Origin of the sequence: Streptosporangium sp. NPDC050855 (assembly GCF_044456585.1) — a bacterium.
Lineage (GTDB): Bacteria > Actinomycetota > Actinomycetes > Streptosporangiales > Streptosporangiaceae > Streptosporangium > Streptosporangium longisporum.
In genome coordinates this window covers 548,135-570,023 of the sequence record NZ_JBITFY010000001.1, presented here as the reverse complement: position 1 = coordinate 570,023, position 21,889 = coordinate 548,135, and the positions used below count along the sequence as shown (strand labels likewise).

General features: G+C 71.3%; 24 protein-coding genes. 14 read left to right on the top strand and 10 right to left on the bottom strand.

Annotated features, from left to right (window positions below; genetic code table 11):
- Positions 1 to 85: 85 nt before the first annotated feature.
- Positions 86 to 475 carry a PPOX class F420-dependent oxidoreductase gene (locus ACIBCT_RS02685; RefSeq protein ID WP_399185671.1) on the bottom strand — a complete coding sequence of 130 codons (390 nt, stop codon included), beginning with the start codon at positions 473 to 475 and terminating at the stop codon, positions 86 to 88.
- An 86-nt stretch (positions 476 to 561) separates the two neighbouring features.
- On the opposite strand from ACIBCT_RS02685, the gene ACIBCT_RS02680 reads away from it, so the two are divergent.
- Positions 562 to 2,265: a hypothetical protein gene (locus ACIBCT_RS02680; RefSeq protein ID WP_399185670.1), complete on the top strand. Its 1,704-nt coding sequence runs from the start codon at positions 562 to 564 to the stop codon at positions 2,263 to 2,265.
- A gap of 530 nt (positions 2,266 to 2,795) precedes the next feature.
- Here ACIBCT_RS02680 and ACIBCT_RS02675 read toward each other — a convergent pair.
- The 4 genes from ACIBCT_RS02675 to ACIBCT_RS02660 all read right to left on the bottom strand — a co-directional run bounded on the left by ACIBCT_RS02675 (position 2,796) and on the right by ACIBCT_RS02660 (position 4,565).
- Positions 2,796 to 3,062 (bottom strand): GlsB/YeaQ/YmgE family stress response membrane protein, encoded by a 267-nt coding sequence (locus ACIBCT_RS02675; RefSeq protein ID WP_344890252.1) that lies wholly within the window; start codon positions 3,060 to 3,062, stop codon positions 2,796 to 2,798.
- 92 nt (positions 3,063 to 3,154) lie between these two features.
- Positions 3,155 to 3,421 carry a GlsB/YeaQ/YmgE family stress response membrane protein gene (locus tag ACIBCT_RS02670; RefSeq protein ID WP_344890255.1) on the bottom strand — a complete coding sequence of 89 codons (267 nt, stop codon included), beginning with the start codon at positions 3,419 to 3,421 and terminating at the stop codon, positions 3,155 to 3,157.
- Positions 3,422 to 3,606: 185 nt separating this feature from the next.
- Positions 3,607 to 4,065 carry a 2-C-methyl-D-erythritol 2,4-cyclodiphosphate synthase gene (gene ispF / locus ACIBCT_RS02665; protein ID WP_399185669.1) on the bottom strand — a complete coding sequence of 153 codons (459 nt, stop codon included), beginning with the start codon at positions 4,063 to 4,065 and terminating at the stop codon, positions 3,607 to 3,609.
- A gap of 17 nt (positions 4,066 to 4,082) precedes the next feature.
- Positions 4,083 to 4,565 (bottom strand): CarD family transcriptional regulator, encoded by a 483-nt coding sequence (locus ACIBCT_RS02660; protein ID WP_030924410.1) that lies wholly within the window; start codon positions 4,563 to 4,565, stop codon positions 4,083 to 4,085.
- Between the two features lie 261 nt (positions 4,566 to 4,826).
- On the opposite strand from ACIBCT_RS02660, the gene ACIBCT_RS02655 reads away from it, so the two are divergent.
- A complete protein-coding gene (locus tag ACIBCT_RS02655) occupies positions 4,827 to 5,471 on the top strand; it encodes a copper chaperone PCu(A)C (protein WP_399185668.1) in 645 nt (214 codons plus the stop codon).
- 189 nt (positions 5,472 to 5,660) lie between these two features.
- Here ACIBCT_RS02655 and ACIBCT_RS02650 read toward each other — a convergent pair whose 3' ends face one another.
- Both ACIBCT_RS02650 and ACIBCT_RS02645 read right to left on the bottom strand, forming a co-directional pair.
- Positions 5,661 to 6,350 carry a response regulator transcription factor gene (locus tag ACIBCT_RS02650; protein WP_344890264.1) on the bottom strand — a complete coding sequence of 230 codons (690 nt, stop codon included), beginning with the start codon at positions 6,348 to 6,350 and terminating at the stop codon, positions 5,661 to 5,663.
- Positions 6,347 to 7,531, bottom strand: coding sequence for an ATP-binding protein (locus ACIBCT_RS02645; protein ID WP_344893375.1), 1,185 nt, complete (start codon positions 7,529 to 7,531; stop codon positions 6,347 to 6,349). The genes ACIBCT_RS02650 and ACIBCT_RS02645 overlap by 4 nt, the downstream gene beginning before the upstream one ends.
- A 159-nt stretch (positions 7,532 to 7,690) precedes the next feature.
- On the opposite strand from ACIBCT_RS02645, the gene phoU reads away from it, so the two are divergent.
- Complete coding sequence (phoU, locus tag ACIBCT_RS02640; RefSeq protein WP_399185667.1) at positions 7,691 to 8,350, top strand: phosphate signaling complex protein PhoU; 660 nt, start codon at positions 7,691 to 7,693, stop codon at positions 8,348 to 8,350.
- 176 nt (positions 8,351 to 8,526) lie between these two features.
- Here the strand turns inward: phoU and ACIBCT_RS02635 are convergent, their stop codons facing one another.
- From ACIBCT_RS02635 to mshA, 3 genes are all read right to left on the bottom strand, one after another.
- Entirely contained in the window at positions 8,527 to 9,270 is a 744-nt protein-coding gene (locus ACIBCT_RS02635; protein WP_399185666.1) for a phosphoglyceromutase, read from the bottom strand.
- Between the two features lie 156 nt (positions 9,271 to 9,426).
- Positions 9,427 to 9,906, bottom strand: a complete 480-nt coding sequence (locus ACIBCT_RS02630; RefSeq protein ID WP_386247156.1) for a YbjN domain-containing protein — start codon at positions 9,904 to 9,906, stop codon at positions 9,427 to 9,429.
- Positions 9,907 to 9,951: 45 nt separating this feature from the next.
- Positions 9,952 to 11,235, bottom strand: a complete 1,284-nt coding sequence (gene mshA, locus ACIBCT_RS02625) for a D-inositol-3-phosphate glycosyltransferase (protein ID WP_399185665.1) — start codon at positions 11,233 to 11,235, stop codon at positions 9,952 to 9,954.
- 88 nt (positions 11,236 to 11,323) lie between these two features.
- Here mshA and ACIBCT_RS02620 point away from each other — a divergent pair, with 88 nt between their 5' ends.
- The 11 genes from ACIBCT_RS02620 (at position 11,324) to ACIBCT_RS02570 (ending at position 21,731) form a co-directional block, all read left to right on the top strand.
- The gene (locus tag ACIBCT_RS02620) at positions 11,324 to 12,124 is read left to right on the top strand and encodes a class I SAM-dependent methyltransferase (protein ID WP_399185664.1); all 801 of its coding nucleotides are present in this window, start codon (positions 11,324 to 11,326) and stop codon (positions 12,122 to 12,124) included.
- Positions 12,125 to 12,256: 132 nt separating this feature from the next.
- Entirely contained in the window at positions 12,257 to 12,625 is a 369-nt protein-coding gene (locus ACIBCT_RS02615) for a BlaI/MecI/CopY family transcriptional regulator (protein ID WP_344890285.1), read from the top strand.
- Entirely contained in the window at positions 12,626 to 13,546 is a 921-nt protein-coding gene (locus ACIBCT_RS02610; RefSeq protein WP_399185663.1) for a M56 family metallopeptidase, read from the top strand.
- A gap of 261 nt (positions 13,547 to 13,807) precedes the next feature.
- Positions 13,808 to 14,317, top strand: coding sequence for a helix-turn-helix domain-containing protein (locus ACIBCT_RS02605; RefSeq protein WP_399185662.1), 510 nt, complete (start codon positions 13,808 to 13,810; stop codon positions 14,315 to 14,317).
- Between the two features lie 6 nt (positions 14,318 to 14,323).
- Positions 14,324 to 14,755, top strand: coding sequence for a hypothetical protein (locus tag ACIBCT_RS02600; RefSeq protein ID WP_399185661.1), 432 nt, complete (start codon positions 14,324 to 14,326; stop codon positions 14,753 to 14,755).
- A gap of 172 nt (positions 14,756 to 14,927) precedes the next feature.
- Positions 14,928 to 15,257: a DUF2516 family protein gene (locus ACIBCT_RS02595; RefSeq protein ID WP_399185660.1), complete on the top strand. Its 330-nt coding sequence runs from the start codon at positions 14,928 to 14,930 to the stop codon at positions 15,255 to 15,257.
- Positions 15,258 to 15,415: 158 nt separating this feature from the next.
- Positions 15,416 to 15,970 carry a GNAT family N-acetyltransferase gene (locus tag ACIBCT_RS02590; RefSeq protein ID WP_399185659.1) on the top strand — a complete coding sequence of 185 codons (555 nt, stop codon included), beginning with the start codon at positions 15,416 to 15,418 and terminating at the stop codon, positions 15,968 to 15,970.
- Between the two features lie 48 nt (positions 15,971 to 16,018).
- Positions 16,019 to 17,080, top strand: a complete 1,062-nt coding sequence (locus ACIBCT_RS02585) for a LacI family DNA-binding transcriptional regulator (RefSeq protein ID WP_399185658.1) — start codon at positions 16,019 to 16,021, stop codon at positions 17,078 to 17,080.
- Positions 17,067 to 18,479 carry a protein kinase gene (locus ACIBCT_RS02580; RefSeq protein WP_399185656.1) on the top strand — a complete coding sequence of 471 codons (1,413 nt, stop codon included), beginning with the start codon at positions 17,067 to 17,069 and terminating at the stop codon, positions 18,477 to 18,479. Before ACIBCT_RS02585 ends, ACIBCT_RS02580 begins: the two co-directional genes overlap by 14 nt.
- A 266-nt stretch (positions 18,480 to 18,745) precedes the next feature.
- Positions 18,746 to 20,323 (top strand): cellulase family glycosylhydrolase, encoded by a 1,578-nt coding sequence (locus ACIBCT_RS02575; RefSeq protein WP_399185655.1) that lies wholly within the window; start codon positions 18,746 to 18,748, stop codon positions 20,321 to 20,323.
- A gap of 244 nt (positions 20,324 to 20,567) precedes the next feature.
- Entirely contained in the window at positions 20,568 to 21,731 is a 1,164-nt protein-coding gene (locus ACIBCT_RS02570) for an ice-binding family protein (RefSeq protein WP_399185653.1), read from the top strand.
- Positions 21,732 to 21,889 lie beyond the last annotated feature (158 nt).

The window sequence follows — 21,889 nt, the reverse complement described above, 5'->3', positions numbered from 1 at the left end:
CAAACCAGGTTGTGAGACCTTGAAGGCACCCGCCAGCGGCTTTTATGACCATTAGCGGCAAATGTCACCTGACAACGCCGGTGGATCAACCGCGATAGAACACGTGCTCGGGAACGATCCGGACGATCACCCTGCGCGCCTGCGGATCCGCCTCGACCCATGCCTTTCCGGTGTACTTGCGCGACATCTCCTCGATGAGCGCCCCCTCGGGGTCGTCGGTCAGGACGACCCTCCCGCGCACCTCGGCGTAGCGGTAGGGGTCGGCGTGGTCGAACGCCACGATGGCCGTACGCGGGTCACGCCGGAAGTTGACGTCCTTGCGCCGCCCCCGGACGGTGGAGAAGAGGATGTCGTCGCCGTCGGTCCTGGCCCACACGACGCTGGCGTGCGGGCCGCCGTCGGCGTTGAGGCTGGTCACCGTGGCGAAGTTCACCGCATCGAACAGGTCCCGTGCGCCATCGGGCAGAATCGCCATCTTCACCCCTTCTCGTGAGCCGACTTCCCTGCGTGAGTCGACTCCACCGATCATGCCAGGTGCCGATTCTGTAGGCTCGAGGCGCCATGGACGACAAACCCCTCGCGGCGGCAGACCAGGTCTCCCGTCCGTCCCCGCCCCCGCCTTCGCCCCCGACCGCCTCGGCCCGGCCGAGCCGGGTGGCCGTCGCCCTCCGCCGCACCGGGATCGCCGTCGCCGGAATCGGCGTCGCCGCCCTCACCGCCGCGGCCTGCGTGCTCTCCTTCGAGGACCTGCGCGTGCTCGCCGTGGCGGGCAGGGCCCCCGCCGGCCTGGCCTACCTCTACCCCGCCGCCTTCGACGCCCTGCTCGTGATCGCCATGATCGGCGTGCTCCTGCTGAGAGGCGGGTGGTGGCCGGTACGGCTGCAGGCGGGCCTGATCCTGACGCTGCTGTTCGCCGGCGCGGTCGCCGCCGAGGTGGTCACCGCCATGCGAGTGGCCGTGGACGAGCAGCGCGCCGCCATCGTGGTCGCCGTCGCCCCGTGGGTGATCCTGATCCTGGCCCTCTGGCTCTGGCTGCTGCTGATCAAGCACGCCGCCGCCCGCCGGGCCGCGACCGACGCCGCCTCGGCCGGCCGCTCGTCGCCCCGCGACATCGTGCCCTTCCCCGGGGAGGGCGACAGGGACGCCGGCACCGATCCGGCCGCGTCCGGGACCGGGGACCGGCGGCACGGGCACGCCCCGCAGGCCGAGTCCGCCCGCCCCGAGTCCGCCCGCCCCGAGTCCGTACGCCCTGAGCAGGCACGTCCCGAGCAGGCACGTACCGGGCAGGGGGACCACCACCTTCCGGGTCACCACGGCCAGCTGGTGCACCACCCGGCGGCCGAGATCATGCTCGACCCGCACGCCGCTCCCCCGCTGGAGAGCGTCCCCCACCACGACCTGCCCCCGGCCGAACCGGTGATCGGCCCCACCCCGGCGCCGGAGACCCCGGAGGTCACCGACATCCCGCGGGACCCCCCGCCCGCCCCCGTGGTCCCCGCACCGGCCAAGCCGATGCGCTGGGGCGACCTGGTCCGGCCGCGCGAGGGGGACGTGCTCGTCCACCCGCCCCGTCCCGCCGCCGGGACGCCGCGGCAGGAGGACACGCCCGGCCCGCGTCCCGAGACCCGGTCCGGCACCCGGCCCGAGCCTTCCGGCAGGGTCGGTGAGCGGATCGAGACCTGGGACGCCGACACCGATCTCCCGGCGAGGGAGGCGGGCACCGGAGCGGGGCACGACACCAGCGGAACCGGGCGGGACGACGAGTCCAGGCACGACGCGGAAGAACCGGGCCGGCACGACACCACCGGGGCCCGGCAGGACGCGGCCCCCGTGGCGGGCCGCGGCACGTCCGGGGCGGGGAGGCACGACGACGCCCCCGAGGTGAGCGAGCGCGACGCCGACACCCAGCCGATCCGTACCGTCCCCGATCGGCCCGGAGGCGGCACGACCGGTCGGCCCGGAGGCGGTACGGCCGGGAGGGCCTCGGCCGGGGCCGTCGCCGACAGGCCCGTCGCGGGCAGGCCCGTCACCGGCAGGTCCGCCGAGGAAGGGTCCACGGCGACGGAGAGGTCCGCCCGGGAGGGCTCCACGGCTGACGAGGCTGGCGCCTCCGGCAGGAAGGGCGGCGGGTCACCCGATCCGGCGCACGGCGCCGAGGCCGCCGACAGCGGCGAGGAGACCGAGGCCCGCACGTACGACGACGGCACCGCGGCCCCGCCCTCGGGGCGGATGCGCAGCACGCCGGTCCCCCCGGGCGAGGAGTAGCTCCCGGGCGGGCCGGGGAGGACGGCGGACGATCGGACCAGCTCCGGGGCCTGGGAGGAGCCGGCCCGGTCTCGGGGGCCGTGCGCCCGGCCGGATCTCTCCGCCGGGCGCGGCAACGTGACCGGCGCCCCACGCCCGGGATGCCGGGCGTGGGGGCCACGTGGTTCTCACCCCTCGGAAGACCGGCGGCGGCCCCTTCAGGGGTCGCCGCCGGTCACCCGTGGGTGGACCGGCCCGCAGCTATTCGCTCACACACGTGTGAGCGGCGCCCCGCTGCGGACCGGCGCTCTCTCACCTCCGGGCCATGCCAGGAGCGGACCGGATCCGGTTCGGCAGCGGTGCTCGAACCGTTCCGGAACGTCCGAGACCCGCTCGGGACCCCGTACGGGGCCGAGCGGGTCCTTCCTGACGGCGGTGACATCGTGCGCGTCACCGCGGCCTCAGGCCGGAGGGATGTCCGGTGGAGCCCGGCGAGGTCATCGGGACGGTGCGTCCCGTCCTGCGCCGGACATCGGGCATGTAGGTCTCCGTCAGACCCTCGACCGCTTGAGGCCGGCGACCAGGCCGACACCCACGGCGGCCAGAACGACCTGCATGACGAGCTCGATCCAGTCGATCCCGTTGGTGGTCGCCACGCCGAGAACCTGCGCGATGGCGGTACCGATGAGGGCTGCGACGATTCCGACGACGACGGTAAGGATCCATCCGATCGCCTGCCTGCCGGGAAGCAGCAGACGACCGATGGCGCCGACGACAGCACCGATGACGATAGCCCCAAGAATGGACGCGATAGTCATTTCAACCTCCCAGCGAGAGTGAGACCTTCACCCTCACGGACAGGTGGCTACCCCCCACGTCACAGTTATTCCTATAGGCGGCAAAAATTCCTTCAGTGCGTCTTCCGCGCCTGCATCTGCACCACAAGGAGGACCCCGCCAATGGCCAGGACGAGCTGGATGAGGTGCTCCAGCCAGTTGATCCCCCGCGTGTTGGTCAGCCCGAGCGCCGCGGCGATGAGCGTGCCGATGAGCGCTGCGACGATTCCCACGATGAGCGTCAGGCCGATGCTGATGTTCTGACGCCCGGGAATGATGAGACGCGCCAGCGCCCCGATGATGGCGCCGATGATGACGGCGGCGACGATCGATCCGATCATGTCCGGCTCCCCCCGATATACGAGACATGGTCACCAAGGGGTTACCCAACGTGCTCATGATCACCCAAAAGGGGTGGCCCGCACCGCGCCAGTAAACGGGCCACCACCTGATAGGGATCGACGAGCATTCCGCGCCGCTCGCCAGAACGTTTTCACGTTCCGTATGAGAAGACGCCCCGGATGCGCTACAGGTTCACCACGATCGCGGTCGCCACGGCCGCGATTCCCTCGCCGCGACCGGTCAGGCCCAGCCCGTCGGTCGTGGTGGCGCTGAGGCTCACCGGAGCCCCCACGGCGGCCCCGAGCGCCTTTTCGGCCTCGGCACGGCGGGGGGCCAGCTTGGGACGGTTGCCGATCACCTGGACGGCCACGTTCCCGATGTCGAAGCCCGCGGCGCGCACCCTGCGGGCGGTCTCCTCCAGCAGGACGGCACCGGAGGCACCCGCCCAGCGAGGGTCGGAGGTGCCGAACAGGCCGCCGATGTCACCGAGGCCGGCCGCGGACAGCAGCGCGTCACAGGCGGCATGGGCGGCGGCGTCACCGTCGGAGTGCCCTGCCAGGCCGGTCTCACCGGGCCAGTGCAGGCCTGCGAGGTGAAGCTCACGGCCGGAAGCGAACGGGTGGACGTCGACACCGACGCCCACCCGTGGAAATCTCGTGTTCAGGAGTTGAGAACCTCGTCCAGCAGGGCCTCGGCCTTGTCCTCGTTGGTCTTCTCGGCGAGCGCCAGCTCGCTGACGAGGATCTGCCTGGCCTTGGCCAGCATCCGCTTCTCTCCGGCGGAGAGCCCGCGCTCCCTGTCTCGTCGCCACAGGTCACGAACGACCTCGGCGACCTTGTTGACGTCGCCGGACGCCAGCTTCTCAAGGTTCGCCTTGTAGCGGCGGGACCAGTTCGTGGGCTCTTCGGTGTGAGGCATTCGAAGCACGTCGAAGACGCGCTCAAGGCCCTCTTGTCCGACGACGTCGCGAACACCCACGAGTTCTGCGTTGTCAGCCGGAACCTGGACGGTAAGGTCGCCCTTGTCGACCTTGAGAACCAGGTAGGTCCTTTCCTCACCTTTGATGGTTCGGGTCGTGATCGCCTCGATCCGAGCAGCCCCATGGTGGGGGTAGACGACAGTGTCGCCGACCTGGAAAGTCATGTGACAAGTACCCCTTCCGCTGTACTCAAGAGTACCACGTATCCACAGCCTCCCGGAACAGTGAAATCACCATAACTGCAGGTCAAAGCCGCATCTTATGACTTGACAAGTGCCAAACTGTATGAATCAAGGGGGTCAAAAGCACTTATGACCTGCGTTCGACGGCCGCGGACGGATGGGCGGGGCGCCGGGAAACCCGGCAATCATCGCCGATAGGGTGGCCCTTGCCCTATCTCATGCGTGACAAGGAGAACTCGCACCGTGACCCGCAACAGCCGTCACCGGGCGATCGTCGCCGCCGCGTTCCTGGCAGCCGTCTCGGCTCTGGCCGGTTGCGGCGCCGGAACCGATGCGATCACCAACAGGCCCTACTCGCCGACCGAGGCGCTGACGACCAAGACGCCACAGGGCATCGACATCTCCCAGGCGTTCTTCCTGGGTCCCGACTCCGGCGCGACGCTTCCCGTGGGAGGGGCGCTGCCGCTCTACCTGTCGGTCGTCAACACCCAGGCGGGCACCGACCAGCTCGTCGGCCTGGGGGTCGACCCGGCGCTCGGCACGGCGAAGGTCACGGCGCCGGTCGCGCTCCCGCAGAACGAGCGGGTCGGCGTCGGCAGGCCCACGCCGACGATCCTGATCGAGGGGCTGAAGAAGCCGCTGCGGGGCGGGGAGAGCATCCCGGTGCAGCTGCAGTTCGCCAACGCCGGCATCATCCAGGTCAGGGTCCCGGTGATCACGCGCAGCCGCGAGTACACCGCCTACCCGCAGGCTCCGGGCGCCTCGGCGGCCCCCACGCCGACGCCCACCCCGACGCCCACCCAGACGGGCGCCGAGACGGGCACCGACACCAACAGCACCCAGACCGACGGCGCCGAGACCTCCGGCAACGAGACCGGCGGCCACTGACGATCTCCGCCGGGGCGGCCCACCGGACCGTGGCCGCCCCTCAGCGGGCATGACGATGCCGAGGACGGCCCCGGCCGCCGGGCCGAAGACCGACGGGAACGGTCACGAGCCGGAGCTCACCAGGGACGGGGACGAGCCGGGATCCGGCAGGGGAGCGGAAACGAGCCGGGGTCCAGACGAAACGGGCCTCTAGGCCTCGGCGGGGTCGAACTTGTAGCCCAGTCCCCGGACGGTGAGGATGCACCGCGGGTTGGAGGGGTCCGACTCGACCTTGGCGCGCAGTCGCTTGACGTGAACGTCCAGGGTCTTGGTGTCACCCACGTAGTCGGCGCCCCAGACCCGGTCGATGAGCTGCCCCCGGGTGAGCACCCGCCCGGCGTTGCGCAGCAGCACCTCCAGCAGCTCGAACTCCTTCAGCGGAAGCTGCACCGCCTCGCCCCGTACGGCGACGGTGTGGCGGTCGACGTCCATCCGGACCGGACCTGCGGCCAGCACGGCCGACTCCAGCTCCTCCACGTCGCCCTGGCGGCGCAGCACCGCGCGGATGCGGGCCACCAGCTCCCTGGAGGAGAAGGGCTTGGTGACGTAGTCGTCCGCCCCCAGCTCCAGCCCGACGACCTTGTCGATCTCGCTGTCCTTGGCGGTGAGCATGATCACGGGAACGTTGGAGCGCTGGCGCAGCGAGCGGCAGACCTCCGTACCCGGCAGGCCGGGGAGCATCAGGTCGAGCAGCACGAGGTCGGCCCCGTTGCGGTCGAAGGTCTCCAGCGCCTCGGGCCCCGTGGTGGCCACGGCCACCTCGAACCCCTCCTTGCGCAGCATGTACGACAGGGCATCGGAGAACGACTCCTCGTCCTCGACAACAAGCACGCGGGTCACTGCGTGGCCTCCAGGGGGATCGTGGTGGTGGCTGGTATCGCCACCGCCATGCCGCCGAAGGCGGGCAGGCGGAGCGTGAAGGTGGAACCGGAGCCTTCCTTGCTCCACACGGTGACCGCGCCGTTGTGGGCGGCGGCCACATGTTTGACGATGGCCAGGCCGAGGCCCGTGCCGCCGGTCGCGCGCGATCGTGCCGCGTCGACGCGGAAGAACCGTTCGAAGATCCGCTCCTGGGCGCTCTCGGGGATGCCGATCCCCTGGTCGCTCACGCTGATCTCGACGGATTCGGTGTGCGGGCCGGCCGCGCGGGCGCTGACCACCACCCGGGTGTGCTCGGGGCTGTAGGCGACCGCGTTGTCGATGAGGTTGCGCAGCGCGGTGACGAGCAGCTCGTCGTCACCCCATATCTGCAGTCCCTCGACGCCGCCCGTGACCAGGGCGATGTCCTTGGCCGCCGCGGTGGTGTTGCACCGGTCGATGGCCTCGTGCACCGCCTCGTCGATCAGGACGGGGCCCGGGGTGGGGATGGGCTCGGCGCCCTGGATCCTGGAGAGGGTGATCAGGTCCTGGACGAGGTAGGTGAGCCGGGCCGCCTCGTGCTGCATGCGCCCGGCGAAGCGGGTGACCGCCTCGGGGTCGTCGGCGGCGTCCTGGATGGTCTCGGCCAGCAGCGAGAGCGCGCCCACCGGCGTCTTGAGCTCGTGGCTCACGTTGGCCACGAAGTCGCGGCGTACCGCCTCGACGCGGCGGTGCTCGGTCTGGTCCTCGGCCAGGACGAGCACCTGGCCGTAGGAGCCGAGCGGGGCGACGCGTACCGCGAAGCTGGTCGACTCCTGGCCGAACTTGTGGCCGGCCACCTCGATCTCGCTCTCGCGGATCTCGCCGTCCCTGCGCACCTTCCTGGCCAGGGCCAGGAGTTCGGCCGCCATCAGGTGGTCACCCTTGACCAGGCCGAACGCGCGCGCGGCCGAGCTGGCGCGCAGCACCCGGTCCTCCTTGTCGAGCACGACCGCCGAGGAGGGCAGTACGGCCAGCACCGAGGCGACCCCCTGCGGCAGTGCCCCGGCCTCCACGCTGTCGATCGGCGTCATCGCACTCCGCTGTTGTTCATGGTTCTGTCGGACGACCATCACGGCCAGCGCTCCCACGACGAAACCGGCCAGCGCGGCCAGGCTCGCCATCAGCTCACTCACGTGGTCCTCCCGTAGGCTGTCACGTCCTCGATGGTAGGTCGGGCCCTTCCCAGGAGGGACGGTCCGGGGGGCATGACCACGGCCTTTCCCACAAAGTTCACTTTACGGTCGGGGTTCGTTCACCGTTCCTCTCATAGCGTGAGGGGCATGCGAGACGCCTACCACGAAGAACTCGACGCGCTCACCGGGCGGCTGGTCGAGATGACCCGGCTCGTCAGGTCGGCGATATCGCGGGCCACCACCGCCCTGCTCGACGCCGACCTGCACCTCGCGGAGAGCGTCATCTCCCAGGACGAGGAGGTCAACAGGATCTTCGCGGAGGTCGAGACCACGATCTTCGACCTGATGGCCAGGCAGCAGCCGGTGGCCGTCGACCTCAGAATGATCATCGCGGCGCTGCGGATGGGCACCGACCTGGAGCGGATGGGCGACCTCGCCGAGCACGTCGCCAAGATCGCCAGGCTGCGTCACCCCGACTCCGCGATCCCTCCGGAGATCCGCGCCACCATCCTGGAGATGGGGCAGATCGCCGAGCGCCTCATCACCAAGACCGGCAGCTGCATCGCCTCGCGCGACGTGGAGTCCGCCCTGGAGCTGGAGGCCGACGACGACGCCATGGACAGGCTGCACCGCAGGCTCTTCACGATCCTGATGGCCCCCGACTGGAAGTACGGCGTCGAGCCGGCCATCGACGTGACGCTGATCGGCCGCTACTACGAGCGCTACGCCGACCACGCGGTCCGGGTCGCGCACGACGTGGTCTACCTGGTCACCGGCTCTCGGCCGGCGGACTCCAACGCCTTCTGACCCCCGCTCCCCCGGCCTCGTACGACCCGATGGGCGGACGCCCATGAGGAAAGGGCCCGCGGGATCCGCTTCGAAGCGGATCCCGCGGGCCCTTTCCTGTCTCGTGCCGTGCGTACGGGGGGCCGACGGCCCTTGTCGTCGGCGGCCGGTGAGGCGGCCCGGTTCAGCGGCCCGGTTCAGCGGCCCTGGTTGGCCACGGCCTCGATGGCGGCCTCGGCCGCGGCCGGGTCGAGGTACAGGCCGCCCTTGGTGACCGGGTGGAAGTCCTCGTCCAGCTCGTACCGGAGCGGGATGCCGGTGGGGATGTTGAGCCCGGCGATCTCGTCGTCGCCGATCCCGTCCAGGTGCTTGACCAGGGCCCGGAGCGAGTTGCCGTGCGCGACGACCAGGACGCTCCGCCCGGCCGCGAGATCGGGGACGATGCTGTCGTACCAGTACGGCAGCATGCGATCGACGACGTCCTTGAGGCACTCGGTCCTGGGGAGGAGTTCCTTGGGGATGAGGGCGTAGCGGGCGTGACCCGCCTGGGAGTACTCGTCGTCGTCGGCGATGGGCGGCGGCGGGACGTCGTAGGAGCGGCGCCAGAGCATGAACTGCTCCTCACCGAACTCCGCGCGCGTCTGCGCCTTGTCCTTGCCCTGCAGGGCGCCGTAGTGGCGCTCGTTGAGCCTCCAGGACCGGTGGACCGGCAGCCAGAGCAGGTCGGCGGCGCCCAGCGCGAGGTTGGCCGTCTGGATCGCCCTGGTCAGCAGGGAGGTGTGGACCACGTCCGGCCGCACGTCCGCGTCGAGCAGCAGCCGTCCGCCGCGCCGCGCCTCCTCCTCACCCTTGGCCGAGAGCCCCGCGTCCACCCATCCGGTGAACAGACCCTTTGCGTTCCACTCACTCTCACCGTGCCTGAGCAACACCAAAGTCGACATGCCGACCAGCTTAGTGGGCCCCCTCCGGGCGGACCCCGGCCCCCGGGGCGAGGCCCGGTGCCCGGGGACGGGAAGCGCCCGGGAAGGAGCGCGGGACCGGTGAAGGGCTCGGCGAAGGGCCCTGGCAGGGGCCCCGGGAGAAGGCCGGGGAAGGGCTCAGCGTTCGGGGTCGGCGAAGCGGGCGAACGCCTGGAGGTTGGCCAGCGACTCGCCGCGCTTGGCGCGCCACTCCCACTCGCGCCGGATCGAGGAGGCGAAGCCCAGCTCCAGGGCGCGGTCGAACCCCTCGTCTGAGTAGGTGAGCACGCAGCCCAGCAGCCGGTCGATCTCGGTGTCGGTGACGGCCTCCAGCGGGAGCCTGCCCACCAGGTAGACGTCCCCGATCGGGTCGAGGGCGAAGTGCACGCCGTACGTGGTGCCGTTCTTGGTGAGCAGCCAGCGGTAGAACTCGGCGTGGTTCTCGTCGGGCTGGCGGCAGAAGAACGCCTCCACGTGCAGGGCCTGGTCACCGACGATCAGCCAGGTCATGGTGGCGAGCTTGTGCTGGCCCGGCAGCTTCACCAGGAAGGCTCCCGGACGGGGCTCCTCGTAGGAGGCGTCGGCGCTCTTCAGCGCCGCCTCGATCACTTCGCGCATGACCCCACCCTATGAGCAGGGCTCACGAGAGCGCCTGAGCCGGGCTCACGAGAGCGCCGCCACCTGGAGCCGGTGCAGGTTCGCCATCGCCCCGGCGTAGACCTGCTCCAGCCTGGCCGCCGTGGCCGACCAGCCGAAGGCCGCGGCGTGCTCCACCGCGCCCGCCGACAGCTCGTCCCGCCAGGCGGGCTCGTAGACGAACCGGCCGAGCGTCCGTGCCCAGTCGTGGGGGTCGTGCCCCTGCACGAGGGCTCCGGACACGCCGTCGCGTACGGCGGTGCGCAGCCCGCCCACGGACGCGGCGGCGACCGGGGTGCCGCACGCCTGGGACTCCAGGGCCACCAGGCCGAACGACTCGTTGTACGAGGGCACGACGGTGACGTCGGCGGCGCGGTACCAGTCGGCCAGCTCGTTCTGGGGCGTGGGCGGGACGACCCTGACCACGTCGGAGATGCCCAGCGAGGCGGCCACGTCGGTGAGGTAGGAGGGGCGGGCCAGGCCGTTGCCGCTGGGCCCGCCGACACAGGCCACGACGAGCCTCGACCTGAGCGAGGGGTCCTCGACGAGCATCCGGGCGGCGGCGCGCAGCAGCACGTCCGGGGCCTTGAGCGGCTGCACCCGGCCGACGAACAGCAGGACGTGGGCGTCCTGCGGCAGGTCGAGCCGATGCCGGGACGCCTCCTTGGACGCGGGGCGGAAGATCTTCAGGTTCACGCCGGGGTTGACGACCTCGACGCGGTCGGGGACGGCGCCGTACAGCTCGACGAGTTCGCGGGCCTCGGTCGGGGTGTTGGCCACCAGGCGGTCGGCGACCTCCACGACCTGCTGCTCGCCCAGCACCCGGGCGGTCGGCTCGGGGCGGTCGTCGTCGGCGAGCAGGAGGTTCTTCACCTTGGCCATGGTGTGCATGGTGTGCACCAGCGGCAGGCCCCAGCGTTCCTTGGCCAGCCAGCCCACCTGGCCCGACAGCCAGTAGTGGGAGTGGATGACGTCGTAGCGGCCCGGCTCGTACATGGCCTCGGCGCGCAGCACGCCGGACAGGAAGGCGCACAGCTGGCCGGGCAGGTCGCCCTTGTCGAGCTCCTCGTACGGCCCGGCGGTGATGTGGCGTACCGAGACGCCGGGGACGATCTCGACGATCGGCGGCAGGTCCCTGGACGTCTGCCTGGTGAAGATCTCCACCTCCACCCCGCGCTCGGCCAGGCGTCTGGCCACCTCGACGATGTAGACGTTCATCCCGCCCGCGTCCCCGGTCCCCGGCTGGTCCAGGGGGGACGTGTGCATGCTGATCGTCGCCACTCTGCCGACGCGCCGTCGCCTCACCGACACCACCTCCGAGAGAGCTCAACCACCGAGAAATCCGTAACATTCCCGACACATAACCGCGATTGGGGCCATTCGTGACCCCCCTGGCAGGATGAGGGGGGTGCCGAAGCCGATAGGGGAGATCACCAGAGGGACCACCGGCCACAACCGCCTGCGGCGGGCCGACCGGTGGATCGCCGCCGCCCACGGACGCCTGCTGCGCGCCGCCGACCGCCCGCTGGTGGTCGACCTCGGCTACGGGGCCTCGCACACCACGACGCTGGAGATGTTCCTGCGGCTGCGCCGGACCTGCCCCTCGGTCGAGGTGGTCGGCGTCGAGATCGACCCGGCCCGGGTGGCGGCGGCCAGGCCGTACGAGCGCCCGGGGCTCTCCTTCGCGCTGGGCGGCTTCGAGCTGCCGGTGGCCAGGCCGCCCCTGCTGGTGCGGGCCTTCAACGTGCTGCGCCAGTACGGCGAGGAGCAGGCGTGGACCTACTGGGGGATGCTGTCGGAGCGGCTCGCGCCGGGCGGCGTGATCGTCGAGGGCACCTGCTCGGAGGTGGGGCACCGCGCGGTCTGGGCCGGGCTGGACCGCTCGGGCCCGGTGACGCTCACCCTGTCGGCCCGCTTCGACGCCTTCGACCGTCCCTCGGACCTGGCCGACCGGTTGCCCAAGACGCTCATCCACCGCAACGTCCCGGGCGAGCCCGTCCACGCCTTCCTGCGCGACTTCGACCGCGCCTGGGCGATCAGCGCCCCCCTTCGCGCGTACGGCTCCCGCCAGCGGTGGATCGCCGCCGCCGAGGCGCTCGCCACGACCTGGCCCCTGGCCGGCCGTCCCCCGCTCGGCGGCCGGTCGCGCTGGCGGCTCGGCGAGATCACCCTTCCCTGGAGCGCGGTCGCACCCCGGTGACCCGGCGCGGCGACCCCGGCGACTCCGGCGACTCCGGCGAGAGGAGATCTTCCATGGTCAGGAGGCTGTGACGAAGGTCACTCGACAACCCGTAGTACTACCCCTCGTGGTGCGGGAGTTAGTCTTGAAGGCGTGAAGGGACTCGGCGAGCTTGAACGCAGCATCATGGACATCATCTGGGCACAGCCGTCCCCGGTGACGGCGCGGGAGGTCGGCCGCCTGATCGCCGACCGCGACCTCGCGCCGACCACGGTGATGACCGTGCTCGACCGGCTCACCCGCAAGGGCTTCCTGCTCCGCACCCGTGACGGCCGCGCCTGGCGGTACGAGGCCGCGGAGAGCCGCGACGCCTACATCGCGGAGCTTATGCTGGAGGCGCTGGACATGACCGGGGACCGGTCGGCGGCCCTGACCCGGTTCGCCCAGGCCGTCACCGGAACCGAAGCCGACATCCTGCGCAGGGCCCTGACGGACCTGGAGGAGGAGCTGGAGGGCGAATAGATGACCGCCACGGCCCTGGCGATGCTCGCCCTGGTCTGCGCGGTCGGAGCCTGGCGGCTGACCTGGGCGCGCTGGACCTACCGCGCTCCGCACGTGGCCATCGTGCTCTGGCAGGCGCTCGGCGTCACCTGGGGCCTGGCCGGTACGGGGGCCCTGCTGGGATATGCCCTGGAGCCCTACGGCCAGGGGGTGCTGCGCGGCCTCGGCGGCTTCGGCGCCGCCCTGTTCGACGGCCACTCGCCTCCCAGACCGTACGACCTGCCGAGGATCCTGGCCCTGATCGCCGGGCTGACCGCGCTCGCGGTGCTGATCCTGGTGCTCCTCGCCGCGGGGGTGCAGACGTTCCGCGCCCGGCAGCGCCACCGCGCCCTGCTCACCCTGATCGCCAGGGAGGACCCGGTGGTGCCCGGCGTCCGGGTGCTCGACCACCCCGGCGCCACCGCCTACTGCGTGCCCGGCCTCCGCTCCCAGGTGGTGGTCAGCCAGGGGGCGCTGAAGCTGCTCTCGGCCGACGAGCTGACCGCGGTGCTCGCCCACGAGGCCGCCCACGTACGCGAGCGGCACGACCTGGTGCTGCTGCCCTTCGCCGCGCTGCGCCGCGCGCTGCCCTGGTCGCGGGTGGTCAGGGACGCCCAGGGCGAGGTGGCCCTGCTGGTGGAGATGGCCGCCGACGACGTCGCGCGGCGCTGCTGCTCGGCGCGCCGCCTGGCCACCGCCCTGCTCCGCTTCGGCACGGCGGACGCCGTCCCCACGCCGCGCGGCGCGCTGGGCGCGGCGACCTCCGCGGCCGCGGTGATGGCCCGGGTCGAGCGCCTGGTGACGCCGGGGCCGGTCATGCCTCGCCGCGTCCGCTACGCCATCGTCACCTTCTCGGTCGTCCTGACCTCCTCGGCCCCGCTGCTCTGGCTGATCCCGCACTGACCCCGACCGGCGCCCCGGGGACCACGGCCGCCATGCCCCTGGCCCGTCACGTCCCGACCGTCACGGCTACCGCGTCCACGACCCGTAGGCCCATGACCGTCACGCCCACGACCTCCGTCACGTCCGCGGCCCGCACCCCGGGCGCGCGGCCGGCACCCCAGGCGTGTCCGGGAGCGTTCACAGAACGGCCCTCACCACGGGTGCTTGCAGGAGTTAGCCAACCTGTTTGCAATTGCAAGCAGGGTGATGCAGTATCGAGACATGGCATTACCGAAGGTCGGCTCGATCGGTGAGTACATCCGCGAGCAGCGCACGCACGCGAAGATCTCGCTCCGGCAGCTCGCCACGGCGGCGGGGGTCTCCAACCCCTACCTGAGCCAGATCGAGCGCGGGCTGCGCAAGCCCAGCGCCGAGATCCTGAACCAGATCGCCAAGGGGCTGCACATCTCCTCCCAGGCTCTCTACGTGCAGGCGGGCCTCATCGAGGAGCGCGAGCCCGAGGAGAGCGACGTGCTGGCCGCGATCAGGGCCGACCATCTCATCACCGAGCGCCAGCGTCAGGTGCTGGTCGACATCTACGAGTCGTTCCGCAAGGAGAACCAGGCCGCGGCCGCCGAGGAGGAGGCGCGACTCGCCGCCGAGGCAGGCGCGTCCTCCGGGGACGACGAGACCCCGCTGCCCGAGGACTACCTCTCCGCGCTGAGGCCGTACGGGACGTCCCCGGGCGACGACCACGCCATCAAGGAAATCAAGGAAATCAAGGAAGGCTGATCATTCATGCCCATCATCAACAGCGACGTCAAGAAGCTGGCCGAGTCCAAGCCGTTCTACGCCGTCGCCGGCGCCGGTGACTTCGCGGTCGAGAAGCTGCTCGAGCTTCCCGAGCGGATCCAGAGGCTGCAGAGCCGCCGCGAGGAGATCCGCGAGGCCGCCAAGGACATCCCGGAGCGGGCCCGCCAGATCGCCGGCAAGGCCGAGTTCTACGCCAAGGACATCCCGGTCAAGGCGCGCGACTACGCCGACCAGTTCGCCGGCAGGGCCACCGAGCTGTACGAGGAGTTCGCCACCCGCGGCCGCAAGGTCGTCTCCAAGGCCAGCGGCGAGGCGGCTTTGGAGCTGGAGGAGGTCTCCGAGGCGGCCGAGCCCGCGATCGCGGCCACCGCCACCACCAGGAAGAACACCCGTACCCGCAGGTCCACCACCTCCTGAGCCCGGTGCGGGGCCGTCCTCCCGAGGGGCGGGCCGGGCGCGAGCCCACCGGCCCGCCCGTCCCGGCCCTGCCGGCCCCGGACCGCCCGTTACGTGCGGGTCCGGACGACGCGGGGAGGGCTTTCGGCATTAGGCTGAGGGTGACCGGTGAGGCGAGCGTTCTGGAGAGACGATGATCCAAATCCACGGTGCCCTGGACCTGGTCTTCTGGATCCTGGCCGTCGGCGTGTTCGCGCTCTCCGGCTGGGCGCTCGTGCACGCCGTGAAGACCCCGGCGCGCGCGTTCGCGGTCACCGGTAAGCAGAGCAAGAAGCTCTGGCTGGTCATCCTGGGCCTGGCCGCGCTGTTCGGCTTCGCCGCCGCGGTGCAGTACCTCAGCGTGCTGAGCATCTTCACGATCGCCTCGGTGATCGCCTCCGGCATCTACCTGGCCGACGTGCGCCCCGCCGTGCGGGAGATCGGCAAGGGCGGCGGCAACCAGGGCCCGTACGGACCCTGGTAGCCCTCACCTGATCCACCTGATCCACCCGATCCGCTCCGTGACCGCGTGACCGCGTGCCCCGCGACGGGCGGGCTCCACCGGCCCCCGGCGGGGCCTTCGCGCGTCCGCCCCTCGGTCAGGGGGTTGCCCCCCGGACCGGTGACCGGTAGACACACCGGATGATGTTCGCGCACAAGCCGACCCTTCCCGGAGAGCGCGTCACGCTCCGGCCGGTCGGTCCCGAGCACGTCGACGGGCTCTGGGAGCTGGTCAACGATCCCGAGACCGTCCGGCTGACCGGCTCGCACGGCAGGCCCGAGCCGGAGGCGCTCAAGGGCTGGTACGGCTCGCGGGGAGCGCAGGCCGACCGGCTGGACCTGGCGATCTGCGCCGCCGGGGACGACGCCTACGTGGGCGAGATCGTGCTCAACGAGCTGGACGCCGACAACCTCTCCTGCAACCTGCGCATCGCGCTCGTCGGCCCGCGCGCCTACGGCAGGGGGTACGGCACCGAGGCGATCCGGCTCACCCTGGACCACGTCTTCCGTACCACCGCGCTGCACCGGGTGGGCCTGGAGGTCTACGCCTTCAACGAGCGGGCCGTGCACGTCTACCGGAAGCTCGGTTTCGTCCAGGAGGGGGTCTGCCGTGATGCGCTGTTCATGGGCGGCGAGTGGTACGACTCCGTCATCATGTCGATACTTGCCTCTGACTGGGTTGTCAGAGAAATTTGACAGACATATGGTGATTTTTCGGAAACATCTTTTGACACTTCCGAAACAATGCTACGTTCACTGGGAGCGCTCCCACCTGTGCGGAATCTTGGTGTGGAGGAAGTTATGGCCGATCTACCCACACTTGCCCAGGTCGCAGCGGAGGCAGGGGTCTCCCCCGCCACCGCGTCCCGGGTACTCACTGGTTCAGTCAGAGTCAGCACGTCGACTCGTAGGCAGGTGCATGACGCAATCTCGCGTCTCGGTTATGTAAGGCATCGTGCTCCCCGAGGCGGCTCAGGCCGCCGAACGGACCAGGTGGTGGCCCTGGTCGTCTGCGAACCCGCCCACCGCCTGTTCACCGAGCCGTTCTACGCGCGGATGATCACCGCCGCGGAGGAGGTGCTCACCGGGCATGGCGTACCGCTCGCCGTGATGACCGCCACGGCGGCGACCTCGACCATCGCCACGCCCCCGCTCGTCGCCGGCGGGATCGACGGCGTCCTGCTGATCGGTGCCCGTGACCGGCATCCCCTCGTGGTCACCCTGGCCGCCTCGGGGATCCCGGTGCGCAGCGCGGGCCGTCCCCCGGACGGCATCGACCTGCCCCACGTCGACATGGACAACCGTGACGGCGGACGGCAGGCGGCCGAGCACCTGCTGCTCGGCGGCCGGAAGTCCATCGGCGTCATCGCGGGACCACCGGCCCTGCCGGCCGCGCGTGACCGGCTGGACGGGTTCCTGCAGACCCTCGCGCTGGCCGGGATGACCGGCGTGCAGGTCGCCTACGGCGACTTCAGCCACGCCTCCGGGGTGCACGGCATGCAGTGGCTGCTGCGCCGGATGCCGCACGTCGACGCGGTCTTCGCCGCCTCCGACGTGATGGCCGCCGCCGCGCTGCAGACGCTGCGCCGGAGTGGCAGACGGGTGCCCGACGACGTGGCCGTCATCGGCTTCGACGACGCTCCCGCCTCCCGCCGGACCTCGCCCACGCTCACCACGGTCCGCCAGCCCGTGGAGGAGTTCGCCGCACTCGCCACCCGGTTGCTCCTGCTCTCGATGGGGTCACCCGACAGCCCGTGCGACAACCCGATCCTGCCCACCGAGCTGGTGGTCCGTGAGTCCACCTGACCCGGGGGGACTGCGCGCGGGGGACGTGCTGACCCGCAGATACATGCTGCTGGAGCGGATCGCGTGGGGCGGCATGAGCGTCATCTGGCGCGCCTTCGACCAGTCGCTCCAGCGGATGGTCGCGGTCAAACTGCTGGACGGCGAGCTCGGGGTGGACCGCGGGGAGCGCGAGCTCATCCGCAGGGAGGCGCGCGCCACCGCGCGCCTCATCCACCCCGACGCGATCGAGGTCTACGACTACGGGGAGGCCGTGACCGCGCAGGGGCGGCTGGCCGCCTACGTGGTGATGCGCCTGCTGGACGGCCGTCCCCTGTCGGACCGGATCGCCGAGGGTCCCCTGCCGTGGGCGGAGGCGGCGCTGATCGCCGCCAGGCTGGCCACCGTGCTGGCCGTCGCCCACGAGCGGGGGATCGTCCACCGGGACGTCACCGCCGAGAACGTGCTGCTGACCTCGACCGGCGCCAAGCTGCTCGACTTCGGCATCGCGGCGTTCATCGGCGAGGACGACGACGACCGGGCCTCCGACTACGGCACGCCACCGTACGTGGCGCCCGAGCGGCTGACCGGCACCGTCGCCGATCCGGCCAGCGACGTCTACGCGCTGGGGGTGCTGCTCTTCGAGATGCTCACCGGCGCTCCCCCGTACCCGGAACGCACCTGGGAGGAGATCGAGAACGTCCACCGGGAGGGCCCGCCCCCGGTGGCGGAGGTGCCGGGGATGCCCGCGCGGATCGGCGCGCTCTGCCAGTCCTGCCTGCTGGAGCGGCCCGAGGCGCGGCCCAGGGCGCAGGAGGTGGCCGACGGCCTGAGGCTGGCCCTGGCCCCTCCCCGCCCGGCCGCCCGGGAACGGCTGCTGCGCTGGGCGGTGGTCGCCACGGCCGTGGCGCTGCTCGCCGGGGTCACGATCTGGACCCAGCTGTCCGGGCCTCACACCGGTCAGGTGGCCGGTCCTCGGGTGCACGGCACGGCCACCCCCACCGTCCTCGACTCGGCCGGTCCGACCCCGGTCGCCTCGGCCCGTCCCACCCTCAGCCTCCCGCCCTCCCCGCGCCGCGAGCTCGGCGAGCCCCGCAAGCCCCCCGAGCTCCGCGAGCGGGGCGGGCAGGCCGCGGAGGAGACGCCCTGGACCGAGGCGATCCGTTCCTCCGTCCCGAGCCTCAGCCAGAGCGTGCGCCGCTTCAACGCGGTACTGGCCAGGGGTGAGAACGAGGGCAGGATCCGTCCCGACGTGGCGCTGGACCTGCGGCAGGTGCTGGCCAACAGCGTCTGCTGCTCCCGCGACCTCGCCCCGATCCGGGGCAAGATCGCCGACCGGCACCGGGAGGGGACGCTGCCCGACGACTTCCGGCACGCGCTGGAGGCGCAGCTCGTGTTCGTCTCGGTCGCGCTGGCCGGGTGAGGCCGTCCGGCACGCGACGTCCCGGGTCCGGCGTTCCCTCACCGGCTCCTCGCGGGGCCGGTGAAACTTTCACCTGGCGCCGACCCGGGCCGCGGACGCCCCGGACGAGCTAGACGGGGTCGCGGGTCCGTTTCCGGCGGGAACGGCAGCGGCCGTGATGTTGACGACCGCGGGGTGGGCGCCGAACCATGACGAACGCGACCGGCCGCACCCCTCGATCGCGGGACCTCCTGCCCGCGACCAGTTCCCCTCCTCGAAGGGCTCCCATGAAAGTCCTGCGTTTTCGCAGGTGGTCGGCTGCGCTGGCGGCGCTCCTGACCACCTCCGCGTTGACGGTGGCGCTCGGTTCGACTCCCGCGGGTGCCGCGGGCGGAACCGGTACCGGCTACCTGCACACCTCCGGCAACAAGATCGTCGACAGCACCGGCGCGACCGTCCGGCTGACCGGCATCAACTGGTTCGGCATGGAGACCGACAACAAGACCTTCCACGGGCTGTGGTCGAACAACCCCTGGCGGAGCCAGATCGACACGATGGCGTCGCTCGGCTACAACACGCTCCGCGTGCCGTTCTCCAACGACGCGCTCAAGCCGGGCGCGACGGCCTCCGGCGTGAACGACTTCGTCAACCCCGACCTGGTCGGCAACAGCCCCCTGCAGATCCTCGACAAGGTCATCGACTACGCCGGCAGCAAGGGCATGCGGATCATCCTCGACCGCCACCGCCCGACCTCCGCCGGCCAGTCGGCCCTGTGGTACGTCCCCTCGACGCCCGAGAGCACCTGGATCAACGACTGGAAGGCGCTCGCCCAGCGGTACGCGGGCAACACCACGGTCATCGGCGCCGACCTGCACAACGAGCCGCACGCCGAGGGCACCAACCCGGCCGCGACCGGCGCCTGCTGGGGATGCGGCGACACCGCCCGCGACTGGCGGCTGGCCGCCGAGCGCGCGGGCAACGCGGTGCTCTCGGTCAACCCCAACTGGCTGATCTTCGTCGAGGGCGTGAGCTGCCCGAGCGGCGGCCTGTCGAACGTCTGGGACAACGACCCGAGCAACGACGAGGACTGCGGCTGGTGGGGCGGGAACCTCTCCAAGGCCGGGGAGTTCCCGGTGCGGCTGAACGTGCCGAACCGGCTGGTCTACTCGCCGCACGAGTACGCCACCTCGGTCTACCGCCAGGCGTGGTTCGACGCGCCGGACTACCCCGCGAACATGCCCGCCATCTGGGACAAGTACTGGGGTTACCTGCACAAGCAGAACATCGCCCCGATCATGCTGGGCGAGTTCGGCACCACGCTCCAGGCGGCCGTGGACAAGACCTGGCTGCAGGAGCTGATGAAGTACACCGGCACCGGGGTCAACGGGATGTCCTTCACCTACTGGTCGTGGAACCCCAACTCCGGTGACACCGGCGGCATCGCCAAGGACGACTGGACCACGATCGACCAGGCCAAGCAGAGCATCCTGCAGCCGTACCTGATCCCGCCGGTCGGCGGGGGCGGCGGGCCCACGCCCACGCCCACGCCGACGCCCACCGTGACGCCCACGACCTGCCAGGCGACGTACGCGGTCACGAACTCCTGGTCGGGCGGCTTCCAGGGCGCGCTGACCGTGAAGAACGCCGGGACGTCGACCTGGAGGAACTGGTCGGCGAGCTGGACCATGCCGTCGGGGGTGACGCTCGGCAGCGGCTGGAACGCCACCGTCACGCAGAGCGGGACCACGTTCACCGCCAAGGCACCGGGGCACGCGGCCGACCTGGCGGCGGGCCAGTCCGTGGTCATCGGCTTCACCGCCAACGGCCCCTCCACCCCCGGCGCGTCCGGGATCGCCTGTTCCTGATCCTTTCCCACTCCCATGACGGGCGTCGCCCGTCGACATCGCGGGGGCGTGCCGCCGGGCGGCGCGCCCCCGCGGCATGCCCGCCGTACATTCCTCACATTCGGCATCAATGGCCGCCGAAAAACCTCGCATGTCGTATGACGAATACGATGTGGCCGATCGTTACAGTGAGAAAAATGGCGCATCATCGGCAATGCGCCTGAACGGGGAAATACCAAAAGAAGAGGAAATGATTATGATGGGCATGGGCTCCTCACGCGCCATCCCTCGGAATATCGTTCGTTCCTGGCTGGCGGGGGCGCTGGCCGGCGCGGTGGCGCTGGGGTGCGTGACCGCGACACCGGGCACCGCCGCCGCGGCGACCCCGGTGCCGCTCGGCACCGCGGGGAACTTCGCGGTCCTGGCGGGGACGACGGTCACGAACACCGGTATCACCGTCGTCACCGGCGACATCGGGGTGAGCCCGGGCGTGGCCGTCACCGGCTTCCCGCCCGGCGTCGTGGTCGGCACCGTCAACGCCGGTGGCGCCGTCGCCGCCCAGGCCCAGGTCGACCTCACCGCCGCCTACGACAACGCCGCCGGTCAGGCCGTCGACGCCACCCTGCCCACCGAGCTGGGCGGCACCACCGTCACCCCGGGCACCTACGACTCCGCCGCGGGCACCTTCGGCATCACCGGGGAGCTGACCCTGGACGGCCAGGGAGACCCCGACGCGGTCTTCATCTTCAAGACCGCCTCCACCCTGACGACCGCCTCCGCCAGCACCGTCAACCTCATCAACGGCGCCCAGGCGTGCAACGTGTTCTGGCTGGTGGGCAGCTCGGCCACGCTGGGCACCGGCTCCAGCTTCGCGGGCAACATCCTCGCGCTGACCTCGATCACCACCACCATCGGCGTGACCGTCGACGGCCGCCTGCTGGCCCGCAACGGAGCCGTCACCCTCGACACCGACATCGTCGCCCGGTCCCTGTGCGCGGCCGATCCGCCGAGGTCGACCGGCGTCACGCTGTCCGCGGCCTGCTCCCCGCGGCTGGCGGGCAGGCTTCTCGCCACCGCGACCGTCACCTCGGCGGGGCCGACCGCGCCCACCGGCCCGGTCGAGTTCTTCTCCGACGGGGTGAGCGTGGGCGCGGCCCTGCTGGACGCGGGCGGCCAGGCCACCCTGACCGTGACCGGCCTGCCGTCGGGAATCCGCAGCCTCGTGGCGACCTTCCCGGGCACGGCCCTGCTCGATCCCGCGGCCTCCGTACCGCTGGATCTGGTGGTCGGCCCCGACGGCCTCTGCGCGTCGGCGGCGTCCGCGCGGTCCACGGGCGGGAGTGACCGGAGCAGCATCAGGAACCGCCAGCGTGACGGGAGCGTGATAACGCTGAGGGACCGCGGGCGCAACCGCCGTCATCGCGGCTGATCCGCGGGAACCTCCCTCCCGCATGCCACCCGTCCGCATTTCCTGGAACGGTCACCGGGCCATTCCGTCCGGCGATTCACACGACACGGAACGGCCCGTGAACGGCATTCCGGGAAAACGCGGCGGACCGTGAATTCGCGCCCCGGCGCGCCGGAGTC

Coding starts and splice junctions, on each gene's coding strand:
- ACIBCT_RS02600 (WP_399185661.1), top strand. CDS start 14,324: ATGCCCATCATCAACAGCGACGTCAAGAAGCTGGCCGAGTCCAAGCCG.
- ACIBCT_RS02645 (WP_344893375.1), bottom strand. CDS start 7,531: ATGGCGAGCCTGGCCGCGCTGGCCGGTTTCGTCGTGGGAGCGCTGGCC.
- ACIBCT_RS02620 (WP_399185664.1), top strand. CDS start 11,324: ATGAGGGGGGTGCCGAAGCCGATAGGGGAGATCACCAGAGGGACCACC.
- ACIBCT_RS02675 (WP_344890252.1), bottom strand. CDS start 3,062: ATGACTATCGCGTCCATTCTTGGGGCTATCGTCATCGGTGCTGTCGTC.
- ACIBCT_RS02585 (WP_399185658.1), top strand. CDS start 16,019: ATGCTACGTTCACTGGGAGCGCTCCCACCTGTGCGGAATCTTGGTGTG.
- ACIBCT_RS02660 (WP_030924410.1), bottom strand. CDS start 4,565: ATGACTTTCCAGGTCGGCGACACTGTCGTCTACCCCCACCATGGGGCT.
- ACIBCT_RS02680 (WP_399185670.1), top strand. CDS start 562: ATGGACGACAAACCCCTCGCGGCGGCAGACCAGGTCTCCCGTCCGTCC.
- ACIBCT_RS02595 (WP_399185660.1), top strand. CDS start 14,928: ATGATCCAAATCCACGGTGCCCTGGACCTGGTCTTCTGGATCCTGGCC.
- ACIBCT_RS02685 (WP_399185671.1), bottom strand. CDS start 475: ATGGCGATTCTGCCCGATGGCGCACGGGACCTGTTCGATGCGGTGAAC.
- ACIBCT_RS02670 (WP_344890255.1), bottom strand. CDS start 3,421: ATGATCGGATCGATCGTCGCCGCCGTCATCATCGGCGCCATCATCGGG.
- ACIBCT_RS02610 (WP_399185663.1), top strand. CDS start 12,626: ATGACCGCCACGGCCCTGGCGATGCTCGCCCTGGTCTGCGCGGTCGGA.
- ACIBCT_RS02590 (WP_399185659.1), top strand. CDS start 15,416: ATGATGTTCGCGCACAAGCCGACCCTTCCCGGAGAGCGCGTCACGCTC.
- ACIBCT_RS02635 (WP_399185666.1), bottom strand. CDS start 9,270: ATGTCGACTTTGGTGTTGCTCAGGCACGGTGAGAGTGAGTGGAACGCA.
- phoU (WP_399185667.1), top strand. CDS start 7,691: ATGCGAGACGCCTACCACGAAGAACTCGACGCGCTCACCGGGCGGCTG.
- ACIBCT_RS02575 (WP_399185655.1), top strand. CDS start 18,746: ATGAAAGTCCTGCGTTTTCGCAGGTGGTCGGCTGCGCTGGCGGCGCTC.
- ACIBCT_RS02630 (WP_386247156.1), bottom strand. CDS start 9,906: ATGCGCGAAGTGATCGAGGCGGCGCTGAAGAGCGCCGACGCCTCCTAC.
- ACIBCT_RS02605 (WP_399185662.1), top strand. CDS start 13,808: ATGGCATTACCGAAGGTCGGCTCGATCGGTGAGTACATCCGCGAGCAG.
- ACIBCT_RS02570 (WP_399185653.1), top strand. CDS start 20,568: ATGGGCTCCTCACGCGCCATCCCTCGGAATATCGTTCGTTCCTGGCTG.